This is a genomic window from Vreelandella alkaliphila, from assembly GCF_016107625.1.
In the GTDB taxonomy this organism is placed as follows: domain Bacteria; phylum Pseudomonadota; class Gammaproteobacteria; order Pseudomonadales; family Halomonadaceae; genus Vreelandella; species Vreelandella alkaliphila.
This window is the reverse complement of the sequence record NZ_JABASV010000003.1, coordinates 310,298-324,408: the sequence shown is the minus strand read 5'-3', so window position 1 is coordinate 324,408 and position 14,111 is coordinate 310,298. Positions and strand designations below refer to the sequence as shown.

Below are 14,111 nucleotides of genomic sequence, written 5' to 3'. Positions count from 1 at the left end.
GAACTATCATTATGGGATAAGCAATGCAGAACAGCATGCCGCCACTTAGCGCCCTGCGCGCCTTTGAAGCCACTGCCCGATTGGGTAGCGTGACCGCTGCCGCCGATGAGCTAAGCGTTACCCATGGCGCGGTTAGCCGCCAACTTAAAAGCCTGGATGAGCATTTTGGTGTAGCGCTATTTGCAAAAGCAGGGCGTGGGCTGGTGCTGACTCACCATGGTGAGCAACTGCAAAGCGGCGTAGGCGAGGCATTTAGCAAACTGCGCAATAGTTGCGCAGCACTCAAGCGTGATGTGGAAGAAGCGCCCTTTACCCTGGCCTGCCCTGGCAGCCTGCTAGCGCGCTGGCTAATTCCCCGCCTGGATCGCCTGAACCAAGAGCTGCCGCAACTGAAGCTAAAAGTCGTGGTAAGTGACAGCGAACTGCCCGGTCAACAGGTAGATACCAGCGCCACCCTGGCGTTTATTGAACCTCCCTGGCCCGCGGATGTGGAGGTTATCGAGCTACTTCCCGAGCAGATTTGCCCAGTAGCAAGCCCACTCCTAGCAGCACACATCGACCCAGCCAAGCCAGAATCGTTATTTGCCAACAAGCTGTTAGTGACCGCTTCACGTCCCCAGGCGTGGCCACAGTGGGCGAGCGCCAAAGGGCTGGCGCAACGTGCATTGGAGGACGCCCTTCAACAGGGCCAAGGGTTTGCCCATCTTTATTATCTGATTGAAGCAGCGGTGGCGGGCTTAGGCATAGCAATAGCACCCAAGCTACTGGTGGAAGACGATTTACGCAGCGGGCGGCTTGTGGCCCCTTGGGGAAGTATCGAAACGCCCGCCCGCCTCTGCCTATGGCTGCCGAAACAAACCAACAGCCGCCGCAGCGAGCCACTGGCAGAGTGGCTTAAGCAGGCACTCAACGAGTGATCCCCAACCTTACCGGGAGGCTCCGCCTCCGTTCGCGGGTGCCTCATTTGCTCGTCCCTCGCAAGATTCGTTACACCGCGCTACATAACCTAAACGATTGAATTTTCGTATTTTGTAGCGCGGTGTAAGCGTCAGCGCACCCGCAGGAGGCTACACAAATGCAGTCTGCTGAAAACTATCCCTGGCAATTACTGCGGCATGCCACGCTTTGAGCTGTGGGTACGCTTCCTTCCAGCGCACTTCTGGCAACCTGAAGGCCAAGTAATCTAGCGCAACAGCGCAAGCGATTTCACCAAGAGTAATCGACGACGCCAGCTGACTTTCGTAGAGTTCACTATCCAGTTGTTCCACTATTCGTTGCATGGCTCGCTGGCGCCTTCGCCCAAGCTCACTGTGATCAATCTCAGCTCCATAGTGCTTTCTGGCAATAACGGTCGTAAACGCAACATCCATAAGATTCTGACCAAGCCCGGCCAGATGCAGTACATTCGCTAATCGGGCTTGGGGAATCATAGGCGAACTAGCACTGACGCTATCAAGATAAACAGCAATCAACATTGACTCGCTAAGTGTCGTGCCTTCGTCAGTCACTAGCGCTGGAATTCGCCCAGCGGGATTAACCTCTAGCAGCGCTTTGTCATCTGCCCAAGGGTCGCACCAGCGCAATGTAACGTCATCCACCAGATCCTTCTCAAGTAAGATGATCCGCGCTAGGCGCGCATAGGGTGACGTTGCGTTAAGAAAAAGCTGCATTATGGCCTCCGTTTCTTATTGGAGTGAGGAACAGTAGAAAGAGGAACAGTAGAGAGAGGGGCATGACGCTGCTGCTGGCCTCGGCTCAGCAGCACCAGTACAAAGCCGCCTACCAACACCAGGCTGCTAATCGCAAATAGCGGTGAATAAGTGCCCCAGGCTACATAGAGCGCTGACATCGCGTAGCCAGAAAACGCTTGAGCTGCAGCGAAAGCGGCAGTCGCTTGCCCCCAGAGCTTTTTGTGGGCGGTGGGGCCGACTAATTCAGCCAGTCGCCCAGACGTCAGCGCAACAATACCTGGGATCATCGCGCCCACCACAAACGAGGAAACTGACTGACTAAGCAATGCTAGTGAAAATACTGGCAGGGACACAGCGGCAGCCTTGGCTAAAAAAGCAAGGGTTAAGCCATGGTGCCAGCCCACTTTTCGCGCCAACGTTCCTACTATCAGTGGCCCGCACACGGCGCCCAAGCCGAAAATGCCCCACTGTAGAGAAGCCGCTTGATGCCCTAAGGCATTTTCTCTGGCGAGATAATCCACCCAAAATACGGTATGCGGAACAAACCCGACGGCGTCCAGGGCATACGCACCTATCACCAGTAGCACAGCGGCATTTATTCCTGCATACCCTGTCTCACTTGTTCGCCTTTCCTGACTAACCACCGGCGGTGAGGACAGCCGAGTAACGCCCCAGTCACATACAAGAGCCGCTGCAATACAGAGCAGACCCAGCGTTCCCCAGGTAACCGTTAGGCTTAACTCCAGAAGCACTGGCACCACCGATGCTGAAAGCAGTGCACCAAAGCCAATGCCAGTGAATACCAGGGCACCGACACTAGTCCGCCTTTCCGGAGACGTGGTCGACAGAGCCAACGATGGGCCAACCACCATGAGAATGGCGCCAGCAATACCTGAGACTAATCGCCAAAAGAAAAACCAGCTAAAACTGCCTGCCCCCGCACAGAGGAAGAAGCTCAGTGCGATCGCTACGAAACTTGCCCCCATCACCGCGCGGACAGAAAAACGCTCACTCAGAGCGTGAGCAGACAACGCACCAATAAAGTAACCGAGAAGATTAGCAGCCCCTAGATAAGCTCCTTGGCTGGCACTGAACCACCCCTCTTGAATCAGTGCCGGTAATAGGGGTGTGTAGGCAAAACGGGCAATGCCTATTCCTGCCAAGGTGGCCATCACGCCGGTCATCAGAGCAGGCAAGTCTTTGCTATTGATCATGTCGTATCCTTACTAAATCGCTGTGCGGCAAGATTGGCAACAGGCGTTTTTACCAGTAGCTTACGCACACCAACAATTCTTTAGAAACGATTTATAGTGATAGTCTCTATCTTTTTTTGAGATAGCTCTTAAGATAGTTTTTGAGATGGATTTGAGACGGTGGTCGCTTAAGGGAGATGTGAATGCAGTTTAAATCATTGCGGCTGTTTATGGCGGTGGCAGAAACCGGCAGCTTTATGGCTGCCGCAAAGCAGCTGCATACGGTGCAATCTAACGTGACCACGCATATCAAAAAACTTGAGGAGGAATTAGGCGTGCAGCTGGTTCATCGTGCTGGTGGCGTGCGTCTTACCTCTGCGGGGCTAGCGTTATTGGATTATGCGGAACGGTTGCTGGCGGTACATGACGAAGCGTTAGCGCTATTTCAAAGCGCCGAGAACGCAGCTGGCCAACTACGCTTAGGATCGATGGAAACTACCATGGCGCTGCGCCTCCCCCCAATACTGGCGGCCTACCATGCTAACTTCCCAGAGGTTGATATGACGCTGGCGACTGGCCCCACCGCAAGCTTGATTGAGAAGCTCATGGACGGTCAGGCGGATGGCGTGTTTGTGGCCGGCGCTATCGATCATCATCGCTATCATTCGCTCAAAGTTTTCAGCGAACAGCTTGTGCTGGTAAGTTCAGCCCCCATGACGAGCGTGCCCAGCTCTGAAGAACTACTGACAGCAACGTTTCTCGCATTTCGCCAGGGATGTAGTTACCGGCAACGTATCGAATTACTGCTGGCATCTCAGGGAATAAATGCCGTGCGTGTTTTTGAGTTTGGCACGCTAGACGCCATGCTTGGCTGCGTAGCAGCCGGGATGGGGTACACCGTTCTGCCACGTATTATCATTGAAGCACACCGACACCGCTTCGGCATTCACGCGATGGAACTGCCCTCTGCCATTGCCAATATCGACACCTATTTTGTTACCTCAGAACCCACTACCTGGTCGCCCGCATTAGCCCGTTTTGTCGATACGTTACACCAGCAAGCCAGGCTATAGACTCTTCATCCCTTCTGAGCAATCAAGGATACGTCTACACCGTTCGCCAAAGATTCTGTTTCGGCAATTTCGATCAGCCGTCGTACCGCCGACAGCCCTGAATCCCTGCGCCACACCAGCATCAGAGGCAAAGCCAGCTTGAGATCCTCTAAGCGATGGCTAACCACGCCTTCTGGTGCCCCCGCCATGGTCATGGCCGGTAAAATACTGCAGCCCATGCCAGCAGCCACCAAACACAACATAGTAGCGTTGTCAGTTCCCTCCTGTACCACATGAGGAGTGAACCCCGCTCGCTGAAAAGAGTGAATCAGCTTGTCGTGATAGACCGGGGTGGCGCTACGATCAAACCAGATAAAATTCTCGTCATTGAGTTCGGCTAGGTATCGCGGCGGGTGTCGCGCTAAGCGTGAGGTGGCACTGGTAACCAATACTAGATGATCTTCATACAAGCAATGGCTACAGAGGCTGTCATCATCTTCCGGAGGGAAGAACAACATGCCAGCATCCAGCCTCCCACGGCGAATTGCATCTACCTGAGGCCCCGAAAGCAGCGACTCCACCTTCAGCGTGACCTCGGGATATTGCTCGCGGAAACGGTTGAGCAAACCGATTATCTGCGGCACCCATAAGTGCATCACCGTCACCCCCAGACGCAACTCACCAAATTGGCCGTCGGCGATGCGCCGTGCATTACGCTTGGCCTGTTCGAATTCGCCAAGCAAACGCCGAGTATCACGGTAGAACGATTCGCCTGCGGCGGTAAGTCGAACGCCATGCCGTGAACGAGTCAGCAACGTGGTACCGACTTCATCTTCAAGCAGCAGCAATTGACGCGACAGGGCTGGCTGAGCAAGCGGTACCCGTCGTGCTGCGGAGGAGATGGCCCCCTCCTCTACGACGGTCTGAAAATATTTTAAGCGTTTGAAGTCCATCTCATTCCCATTGAATGACACGCCGTGGCTCTTTCCATCCAATATAAGCATGGAAAGCTAATAAAAAAACTATTTTCTCTATACCACTGAAACAACCAAGATGAATTAGCCCATCCAACAACTATGTGAATCGACTATGACAGAATTCATCAACCCAAATTTCTTCGAGCGCCATCACGCCGAACTGACCCAGATGCGACACGAGCTACATCGTCACCCGGAGCTAGGGTTTCAGGAACATGCTACGGCTAAGCGCATCGCTGAAGAACTAGAACGTCTTGGTTTGACCTTTGAAACTGGCATCGGCAAAACCGGTATCGTTGCGACTGTCATCGGTGATCAACCCGACAATGGACGCCAGATTGGTCTACGCGCCGATATGGACGCCCTACCGATCCAAGAGCTTAGCGAGCACAACCACACATCTGAAGTACCCGGCCGAATGCATGCCTGCGGCCATGATGGTCACACGACCCTGCTGCTTGGCGTCGCCCGCTACCTGGCTGAACACCGCGACTTCGCTGGCACTATTCACCTGATCTTTCAGCCCGCAGAAGAAGGCTTAGGTGGTGGCCGAGCAATGGTCGAGGAGGGTTTATTCGAACGCTTTCCTATGCAGGCCATCTACGCCCTGCACAACTGGCCTTCTCTGCCTGCTGGCCAAGTGGCCGTCCGCTCAGGTGCAATCATGGCAGCCACCGATCGGCTCGATATCCGTGTACGCGGAAAAGGTGGCCATGGAGGCGTCAACCCTCATCTATCGACAGATCCTGTACGCATGGCGGGTGCTCTGATTCAAAATCTACACTCCGTGGTCGCACGTGATATTAACCCCCTCTCCCCCGCGGCTCTCAGCCTATGTGGATTGCAGGGGGGCGACATTGACGGCTTCGCCATTATTCCCGATGAAGTTCGCATCAGCGGTACAGCACGAAGCCTTGATGCCGACACTCAGGATCGTATTGAGCATGCTGTTCGCCGTGTTTGTGAAGGGGTGGCCATTGCCCATGGCGGCGACATTGAGGTCGACTACCAGCGCATATTCCCAGCGACGGTCAATACCGAGGCAGAAACCCGCCACGTGGAATCCTGTGTTGTGCAAACACTCGGCGAAGCAGCCCTAGTGCGTGACGTCGCCCCTAGCCTTGGCGGCGAAGATTTCTCCTTCATGCTGCAGCGTTGCCCAGGAGCCTACTTCTTCCTCGGTACAGCGAAGGATGAGTCCACCGCACCACTACACAACGCTCGTTACGACTTTAACGACGACATTATTCCCACTGGTTGCCAACTGCTGGTGGCAATCGGCCTCGGCGCACTAGCCGCCGCCTGAACGAGGCCTGCTCTACTACCGATAACACCACAATAATGAGGTATGCATATGAAATCCCGGCCCTCGCTTCCCCCTAGGGGATTGCTGATTTACTTCACTATCTGTGCGCTGGCAATGATCTGGCCTGGCGCATTAGTGGCCAACCGCATCGAACCAATGGTGATTGGCTTGCCCTTCTTCATGTTCTGGTACGTCGCTTGGGTCTTTGCCCTATTTGTGGGGCTAGTGATTGCCTATCGTCACGATGCCGCGCAGGAGGTGAACGATGAGTGATTCACTGCTGATCACTACCATCACCCTAGCCTATCTACTGATCGTTCTGGCGGTGGGCCTGCGCGCAAGGCATAACCAGAGCTCTTCTCTGGAAGGCTACGTCGCTGGTGGGCGCCACATGGGGCTACTGGTGCTGTTTTTCATTCTTGGAGCGGAGATATTCTCTGCTTTCGCCTTTCTTGGAGCCCCTGGCTGGGCCTACAGCAAGGGGGCGCCGGCACTCTATATCATCGCCTACCTGGCGCTCGCTGTGATTGTATGGTGGTTAATCGCTCCATATATTTCGCGGCTTGGCCGCCGCCATGGCTTCCTGACCCAGGCAGAGTTCCTCTCCGCCTGTTATCCAACTCGGGGTAATCTGCTGGGGTTGTTCATCGGTGTGGTCAGCGTACTGGCGATGATCCCCTACCTAACCATTCAGATCGCTGGTGCAGGGCTGCTCTTCGAGGCGGCAACCTCCGGCACCATTCCGTTCTGGCTCGGCAGCTTACTAGCCTGTGGCGTTGTGGCGGCCTATGTCTACGCGAGCGGCTTACAAGGCATCGGCTGGACCAACCTGCTTCAGGGCGTGATGATGGTGGGCGTCGCGTGGTTCCTAGGCTTAGCAACGGCTGACCAGTTCTTCGGCGGAGTCGGCGAGATGTTCCGCGAGCTGCAGCGCGAAGCGCCGGAATACCTAACCATGCCCGGTGCTGGCGGCATGGGCTGGGGCGCCTTCTCCACAGCAATCCTGGTTAGTGCCCTAGGTTGCGTAATGTGGCCGCACATTTTCATGAAGTTTTATAGTGCGCGCAGTGAGCGAACCCTCAAACAGGTGTTCGTGCTCTACCCACTTTATAGCTATCTGCTGGTGCCATTGCTGATTATCGGCTTCGCTGGAGTTTTACTACTGGAAAATAGCCCACTCGACTCCGCCGATCGCGTGTTGTTGACGTTAGTGGTCGAGCTAGCTGACTTCCCAGCGTGGCTGATCGGTATAGCACTCTCCGGCGCGCTAGCCGCGGCAATGTCTACGGCTGCCAACTTGGCCCATACCTCCGCCACTATCCTGGTAAGAGACGTGGGTCAGCACCTGCCCGTGCTGCGTGGTATATCTGATGACAAGGCACTCAAACTGACTCGCTACGGTGTGGTGGTGATCTCCTTAGCGGCCTACCTGCTAGCCCTAGCCAATCCTGGTTCATTGGTTGGCCTGTTACTCGGCGCCTATGGCATCGTGGTGCAGTTGCTACCGATGCTGCTTGGTGCACTATTTTGGCGGCGAGCATCACGCACTGGCGCCTTTGCAGGTCTAGCAATAGGCGCTGCCCTAACGCTATTGTTCCAGTTTGGGGTCAGTACTCCATTCGGCTGGCATGCTGGCTTCTGTGGCCTAGTCGTCAATACCGTCGTATTCATCAGTGTGAGTCTCGTGACACACAGTTCATCATCGTACTCACCGGCCCAGGCTCTCAGTTCCAAAGGCTGACCGTTGGCTTTAACGCCCTCTCCTGGCTACGGAGAGGGCGTTAATGGCATCAATTAGAGTCATATCCCCCCCGCTTCTCAGCCCATGCTCAAGCGAGCGTGGTTACTGGCGACCAGATCAACAAGAAAGTCCGCCACGGCACGGGTTCGGCGTGACTGTGTCAGGTCTGTTTGGATGACGAGGTAAATAGGCTGGTCCACGCCAAGATCAGCAGCAATGCAGACCAATCCGGCCTCCTGAGCCAAAAAATGCGGTAATACTGCAATCCCTAGCCCAGCTTTAGCTGCCGCGATTTGGGTCGCCACAGAGGTAGTGGTTAACGCGGGTTCTCGCCCTTGTAGAACGCGCTCGACCCACTGTGCTGCAGGCAGGTGCGCTTGCGTCTCCCCCCAGGTGATAAAGGCATCCATGTCGTAGCCGCCAGCGTCAAGAGTCGTCTTACGCTGCGCCGCATAGGCTGAGCTAGCATAAAGCCCATAGCCTAAGGAACCCAAGCGGCGCAGGGTGACATTACCGCGTTCGGGTTTGACCATTCTGAGGGCTAGATCGGCATCACGACGGTGTAGATTGACAGTAGAGATATCCGTCACCAGCTCAAGCGTAATGCCAGGATACTGACGACGAAATTGCGCAAGCGCAGGTAGAATCAATGCCGTTGCCAAATTCTCTGCGGTAGCCAAACGCACTCTACCACTCAGTTGTGAGTGGCGGGACACATCGGTGGTAAACGCCACTGCAGCCGCTTCCAGCGCTTCAGCTTTCTCGACCAGCCCTGCGCCCTCCTCGGTCAGTTGGTAGCCCGACTGTTGGCGCACAAATAGCGGTAGCTTAAGCGCCTTTTCCAGCCGTTCAATACGCCGAGAGAGCGTCGCAATGCCCAAATGAAGCTCCGCTGCGGCACCACTCAGCGTACCGTGACGAGCCACAGCCAAAAAGGCGCGAGTGTCATCCCACACCCACCCACGGGGCATCTGTTTTTCAAAACCGGAAAATGGCTTATCGAACTCGTTCATTTTTTTCATTATAGGATAGTGCCACGCTGTCACTCCGCTACTCAAGAACGGTTTACGGAGAGACAGCATGCAACAACGTACACTTGGCACCGACCTTTCTATTTCCGCTATTGGCCTGGGCTGCATGGGCATGAGCGAATTCTACGGCCCTCGGGATGACAGTGAATCGCTACGCGTATTGGCGCAAGCAGTGGAACTGGGCATCGACTTTTTTGATACGGCAGATATGTACGGGCCGCACCATAACGAAGAGCTTATTGGCCGCTTTCTGGCCAAGCATAAGCCGCAAGTGCGTATCGCAACCAAGTTTGGCATTGTGCGCAAGCCCGGTGAGTATCAACGACGCCTGGACAACAGCGCCGAGTATGCGCGCAAGGCCTGCGAGGCATCGCTGCGACGGTTAGGGGTCGAGCAAATCGATCTCTACTACGTCCATCGCGTAACCCCGGATGTGCCTATTGAAGAGACCATGGAAGGACTCACCCAGCTAGTCAAAGAGGGAAAAATTGCCCATATCGGCCTGTGCGAGGTCAGCGCTGACACCTTGCGCCGCGCCCATGCAGTGCATCCGATTACCGCCGTCCAAACCGAGTATTCGCTTTGGACACGCGACGTAGAGCAAGCGGTGCTCCCTACCTGCCAAGAGCTAGGCATCGGTTTTGTGCCCTACTCGCCATTAGGCCGGGGATTCTTAACGGGTAGATTTCAGGATACTGCGGATTTCGAGGAAGGTGATTTTCGTCCTAACTTGCCGCGCTTTTCAGATCAGGCCATAAGCACCAACCGTCGAATCGCCGACGTGATTGGTGAAGTGGCTGCTAACAAAGGCTGCACACCTGCACAGCTATCGCTCGCGTGGCTACTGTCTAAAGGACCCAACATCGTGCCGATCCCAGGTACTAAGCGGCTGCGCTACCTTGAAGAGAATTCAGCAGCAACGTCGATCACTCTTACCGCTGATGAGCAACGTCAGTTGGAAGCGGCTACCGCACGCGTTCCGGTGATTGGTGAGCGCTACACCCCGGAAGGCATGAAAGGGGTTAATGCCTAACCTGCTACGACTTGAGTGCTGGTGCTACTACTGAATAATCTTATCGATCGAGCGTTCTCCATCCAGCAGCAGATAATCCTGGTTAGTAATGGGAGTTTTCACCAATTACTAGCGTCGTCATCATTGCTCCTTTTGAATGGTTTCTAACCTTTAGCTGCAGGCGTTTTTGTATAATTCAACCTTTACAGAGGAGCTATTTGTTGACGCTGCGTTGGCTTAGCATCTACCGATGAGGATAGACGACAAACGCCAGCTTGTTGCCGTCTGGGTCTCGTACGTAGGCGGCGAAAAAGCCTTCACCATACTGGGGGCGGTAACCTGGCGAACCTTCATCACTGCCCCCGTTCTGCAGCGCTAATTGATAGAGCGTATCGACTTCTTTATGATCAGCAAATTGAAACGCTGTCATGGTGCCGTTGCCAACGCTAGCGGGATAACCATTAAAGGGAAAACCAACAAAGAACCTTGGCACATTGACATCATCTGGGTCGCCGAAAGAAACGCAGGCATCGTCTTGCCAGCACACATCCAGCCCCATACTGTTAAACAACGGCGCATAAAAGCGAAGTGCACGTTCCAGGTTATGCGTTCCTACCATTGTATAAGCAATCATTGTGGCTACCTCTTATCGCCTATCTCCCTGTTTATCTGCTTATTTCATCTACTTATTTCATCTATTTCTGCCAGAAAATCTCCGATCGCAAGGCAATCAGTGGGAAGATTAACAGCCGTTCCCCCCCTGCTCTGGCACCAGAAAGCCACTCTTTTAGCTCGCCTAGATAAAGGGCAATTGCTAAGTAAGCAATGAGTAGCGTCCACTTAAGAATAGCTGATGCTGTGTTAGACCAAGCGTTTAATGGCAAGAGCACCTACCAAAGCAGGCTTTTCTTTAACAAACACAAACAAGTTACCTATTTGGTATTTTCACAAGGAGACCTGTAGGATAATTGAACATCTGTTCAACGAAGGAATTTCTATGCAACGTCATCCGCTGATTACTGCCGTGTCACTGGGTCTTTTTGCTGGTGCTACTACGTCCACTGCACTCGCAGAGACAACGCCACTGGAGCAGCAGCTAAAGGATCTGGAGTCGTTCCAGGTAATCGCGCATCGCGGTGCCAGCGGACATGCGCCGGAAAGCACCATGGCAGCCTATGAACTGGCCCATGAGTGGGGAGCTGATTACCTGGAACTGGACGTTCAGATCACCTCCGATGGTGAGTTAGTGGTATTCCATGATGATGCCATCGATCGCACCAGTGACGGCGAAGGCAATATTCATGATTACACGCTAGAAGAGCTAAAGGCGCTTGATACCGGCACCTGGTTTAACGACGCCAATGTCGATAAGGCAGACCCGGCCTTTGCAGGAGCGCAAATACTCACACTGGAAGAGCTATTTGAGCGCTTTGGTCACGATGCTCGTTACTACATTGAAACCAAATCCCCTCTCTTAAACCCTGGTTTAGAAGAAGCCTTGGTTGAGGCGCTTGAAGAGCATGACATGATTGCAAATGGTCGGGTGCTGGTGCAATCGTTTGAGCAGGGTAGTCTCCTCAAACTACGTGAGCTTAATCAGCATATCCCCCTCATCCAGTTGGTATGGTACTCGCCCAGCGAGGAAGATAATGATCGTTTAGTGGAGTGGACAGGTGTTACTCCAGCGCCAGCAGACATCACTGACGAAGACTTTCAGGCTATCAAAGAGTACGCGGTGGGTATCGGCACGAATGTGACGTATAACGGCGAAGACGTTATTGATGCTGATTTTATTCGCCAAGCTCAAGAGAATGGCCTTCCAGTTCATGTTTACACCATCAATGAAGTTGATGAGATGAAGCGTTTACAGGACTGGGGCGTCAACGGTTTGTTTACCGATTACGCTGATCGGCTTCTTGAACTCGCGGACTAACCCATCGTTGGCTCGTCATTGTACGCTCGGCTTTGGCCGAGCGTTTTAGTTGATCGGGGTGAATCCGAGCATCCCCTCTCAGCCTTGATAGCAATTAGCATCAGCTTAACTATCAAGAAGTAGATCTATTGAACGCGTGTATTTAGCGCTTCAAGCACTGCCCTCGTGTGTCATCGTCAATCAACCTTGCGAGCGGTATTTCCAGACGATACATACTTTCGTCGCAGGTCGTTTCGTTGATTGTGATGTAGGTAAGATCAACAAAATTGATGTAGGGTTTAAAAATTGTGCAGTTTCGACTTACCGCTGCCGAGCCGAGGTTCAAAAATTTATCTTCCATCACACAAAATATTTATACAAAAACAGTTTGCCTCTAGAGGCTGAAGAGGAGTAAGCGTCATCATTTCACACACATATAGCGTGCTAGCACGAATGGTATGCTGCATGGGCTTGGCGTTCAGCAGGCGATGGACAAGACTCGCGCTATGCCGTCTCTTTACTTGATACGTATCGCTTGCCAACAAATCACACGGGGCCTTATTGGGTTGGTGCTGGCTTTTCTTCTTGCCGAACAAACCCATGCACAATCCGTTGATCAAGACGCAACCATACTTCTAGTGGCGCACCCAGCGGTAGCCACGCAATGGCTAAACCGTGACACAACGCGGGCAATATTTGCCATGCGGCAACGTACATGGCCTGACGGCGAAGCCGTACAGGTGTTTGTGCTGCCAAACCGAGATCCTGTACATGCGCGTTTCACCAAAGAGCAGCTCGCCGTTTATCCACATCAGCTACAACTGGCATGGGATCGCATGGTGTTTTCTGGCATGGGGCAAGCGCCTAATCGCGTTGCTGATCAGCTCGAAATGCGCGAGAAGATTGCGAATACTCCTGGCGCGCTGGGATATCTTGAAAGGGAGTATCTGGATGAAAATGTCCAAGTTATTTCAATGGAATGAACATTTTTCCGTTATCCGCAGACCCACTATAGCCATACTCACAAGTTTGCTCGCACTACCTGTTTGCTCGTCTGCCTGGGCAAACGAAAGCGTGCTCGACACTCTGCAAGTACATGGTTTCCTGAGTCAGGCACTTATCATTACCGACGATAACGATTTCTTCGGTCGCAGCAGTGAGAATGCAGGAAGTTTGGAGTATACCGAAATAGGTGTTAACGCTTCTATTCGCCCTCACCGCAATGTGCTGGTGGCCGCTCAGGTGCTTAGCCGTCGCGCTGGTGGTGAAACTAGTGATGCCATCCCAACGCTAGATTATGGCGTGGTGGATTATCAGATGGTTTCCAACCAGCAACGTACGCTTGGTCTTCAGGTAGGTAGATTTAAAAATCCCTTCGGTATTTATAACCAAACGCGTGACGTCGCTTTCACGCGCCCCAGCATCTTGTTGCCGCAATCAATCTATTTTGATCGAACTCGATCGTTGGGAATGGCTGGCGATGGCGCCAGTATTTATCATGAAGAGCGAACCCAGTCAGGCGTTTTTCGCTTTCAAGCAGGCGTCGGTAAAACTCGTATAGAAGACGATGTCGATCAAGCGCTTGGGCTGAAGCGTTTTCCAGGATCGTTACAAGCGGGCTCTTCTGCGATTGGCCAAATTCGCTATGAAGACAACGGTGGACACTTCCTAATGGCACTCAGCACCGCGAGTGCTAACGCCAACTATGAAGACGCTCAACCGCCACTAAATAATGGCAGCTTCCAGTTTCAGCCTTGGGTATTTTCATTGCAATACAATGACGAACTGTGGAGCTTAACCTCTGAGTATGCGCTGAGAACAATTGAACTGGATGGCTTTAATCCCGCCATCGACCAAAAGAAAACCGGTGAAAGCTGGTATGTGCAATATACGCGTCGTATGGACAATGATTGGCAGTGGTTAATTCGCTTTGATCGTTTGGTAAACGACAGAAATGACCGTTCAGGTACTCGCTACGAACAAAGTGGCTTGGGCCCTGCCCATTCCCAATTTGCTGATGACATTACCTTTGGCGTTCAGTGGACCCCCAGACCCAACCTAATGTTGGCAGGTGAATATCATCATGTGGATGGTACTGGTTGGCTACCCTTACATAAAGATGCGGATGCGTCTGAAACAAGCCGACATTGGAATATGCTGCTCTTCCAGCTTTCACTGCGCTTTTAGCATTACCTG

The 14,111-nt window shown here is 53.2% G+C and carries 14 protein-coding genes; 9 read left to right on the top strand and 5 right to left on the bottom strand.

All coding sequences use genetic code 11. From position 1 onward, the window contains the following. The first annotated feature begins 23 nt into the window (after nt 1–23). Nucleotides 24–917 (top strand): LysR family transcriptional regulator, encoded by an 894-nt coding sequence (locus tag JFC11_RS06705; RefSeq protein WP_038477173.1) that lies wholly within the window; start codon nt 24–26, stop codon nt 915–917. Between the two features lie 150 nt (nt 918–1,067). Here JFC11_RS06705 and JFC11_RS06700 read toward each other — a convergent pair whose 3' ends face one another. Both JFC11_RS06700 and JFC11_RS06695 read right to left on the bottom strand, forming a co-directional pair. Next, on the bottom strand, nt 1,068–1,670 hold the full coding sequence (locus JFC11_RS06700; protein ID WP_038477176.1) for a glutathione S-transferase N-terminal domain-containing protein: 603 nt from the start codon (nt 1,668–1,670) through the stop codon (nt 1,068–1,070). Beyond that, on the bottom strand, nt 1,670–2,905 hold the full coding sequence (locus JFC11_RS06695) for a YbfB/YjiJ family MFS transporter (protein ID WP_198349036.1): 1,236 nt from the start codon (nt 2,903–2,905) through the stop codon (nt 1,670–1,672). Before JFC11_RS06695 ends, JFC11_RS06700 begins: the two co-directional genes overlap by 1 nt. Nucleotides 2,906–3,087: 182 nt before the next feature. Between JFC11_RS06695 and JFC11_RS06690 the strand changes: the two genes are divergently transcribed. Further along, entirely contained in the window at nt 3,088–3,957 is an 870-nt protein-coding gene (locus tag JFC11_RS06690) for a LysR family transcriptional regulator (protein WP_038477180.1), read from the top strand. Nucleotides 3,958–3,962: 5 nt separating this feature from the next. Here the strand turns inward: JFC11_RS06690 and JFC11_RS06685 are convergent, their stop codons facing one another. After that, nucleotides 3,963–4,910 (bottom strand): LysR family transcriptional regulator, encoded by a 948-nt coding sequence (locus tag JFC11_RS06685; RefSeq protein ID WP_198349035.1) that lies wholly within the window; start codon nt 4,908–4,910, stop codon nt 3,963–3,965. Between the two features lie 115 nt (nt 4,911–5,025). Between JFC11_RS06685 and JFC11_RS06680 the strand changes: the two genes are divergently transcribed. Genes JFC11_RS06680 through JFC11_RS06670 form a run of 3 tightly spaced genes read left to right on the top strand, consistent with a single transcriptional unit; the run spans nt 5,026 to nt 7,960 of the window. Next, nucleotides 5,026–6,219 (top strand): M20 aminoacylase family protein, encoded by a 1,194-nt coding sequence (locus tag JFC11_RS06680; protein ID WP_120386558.1) that lies wholly within the window; start codon nt 5,026–5,028, stop codon nt 6,217–6,219. A gap of 48 nt (nt 6,220–6,267) precedes the next feature. Beyond that, on the top strand, nt 6,268–6,492 hold the full coding sequence (locus tag JFC11_RS06675) for a DUF3311 domain-containing protein (protein ID WP_120386557.1): 225 nt from the start codon (nt 6,268–6,270) through the stop codon (nt 6,490–6,492). Continuing rightward, on the top strand, nt 6,485–7,960 hold the full coding sequence (locus JFC11_RS06670; protein ID WP_198349034.1) for a sodium:solute symporter family protein: 1,476 nt from the start codon (nt 6,485–6,487) through the stop codon (nt 7,958–7,960). The genes JFC11_RS06675 and JFC11_RS06670 overlap by 8 nt, the downstream gene beginning before the upstream one ends. A 77-nt stretch (nt 7,961–8,037) precedes the next feature. Here the strand turns inward: JFC11_RS06670 and JFC11_RS06665 are convergent, their stop codons facing one another. Next, a complete protein-coding gene (locus JFC11_RS06665) occupies nt 8,038–8,982 on the bottom strand; it encodes a LysR family transcriptional regulator (protein ID WP_198349033.1) in 945 nt (314 codons plus the stop codon). Nucleotides 8,983–9,040: 58 nt separating this feature from the next. Between JFC11_RS06665 and JFC11_RS06660 the strand changes: the two genes are divergently transcribed. Next, on the top strand, nt 9,041–10,024 hold the full coding sequence (locus JFC11_RS06660; RefSeq protein ID WP_198349032.1) for an aldo/keto reductase: 984 nt from the start codon (nt 9,041–9,043) through the stop codon (nt 10,022–10,024). A 223-nt stretch (nt 10,025–10,247) separates the two neighbouring features. On the opposite strand, the gene JFC11_RS06655 is transcribed toward JFC11_RS06660, so the two are convergent. Beyond that, nucleotides 10,248–10,637 (bottom strand): VOC family protein, encoded by a 390-nt coding sequence (locus tag JFC11_RS06655; RefSeq protein WP_198349031.1) that lies wholly within the window; start codon nt 10,635–10,637, stop codon nt 10,248–10,250. 363 nt (nt 10,638–11,000) lie between these two features. Between JFC11_RS06655 and JFC11_RS06650 the strand changes: the two genes are divergently transcribed. From JFC11_RS06650 to JFC11_RS06640, 3 genes are all read left to right on the top strand, one after another. Then, nucleotides 11,001–11,936, top strand: coding sequence for a glycerophosphodiester phosphodiesterase family protein (locus JFC11_RS06650; protein ID WP_198349030.1), 936 nt, complete (start codon nt 11,001–11,003; stop codon nt 11,934–11,936). Between the two features lie 437 nt (nt 11,937–12,373). Beyond that, a complete protein-coding gene (locus tag JFC11_RS06645) occupies nt 12,374–12,898 on the top strand; it encodes a hypothetical protein (RefSeq protein WP_231657534.1) in 525 nt (174 codons plus the stop codon). Next, on the top strand, nt 12,867–14,102 hold the full coding sequence (locus JFC11_RS06640) for a hypothetical protein (protein ID WP_198349029.1): 1,236 nt from the start codon (nt 12,867–12,869) through the stop codon (nt 14,100–14,102). Before JFC11_RS06645 ends, JFC11_RS06640 begins: the two co-directional genes overlap by 32 nt. The last annotated feature ends 9 nt before the right edge of the window (nt 14,103–14,111 follow it).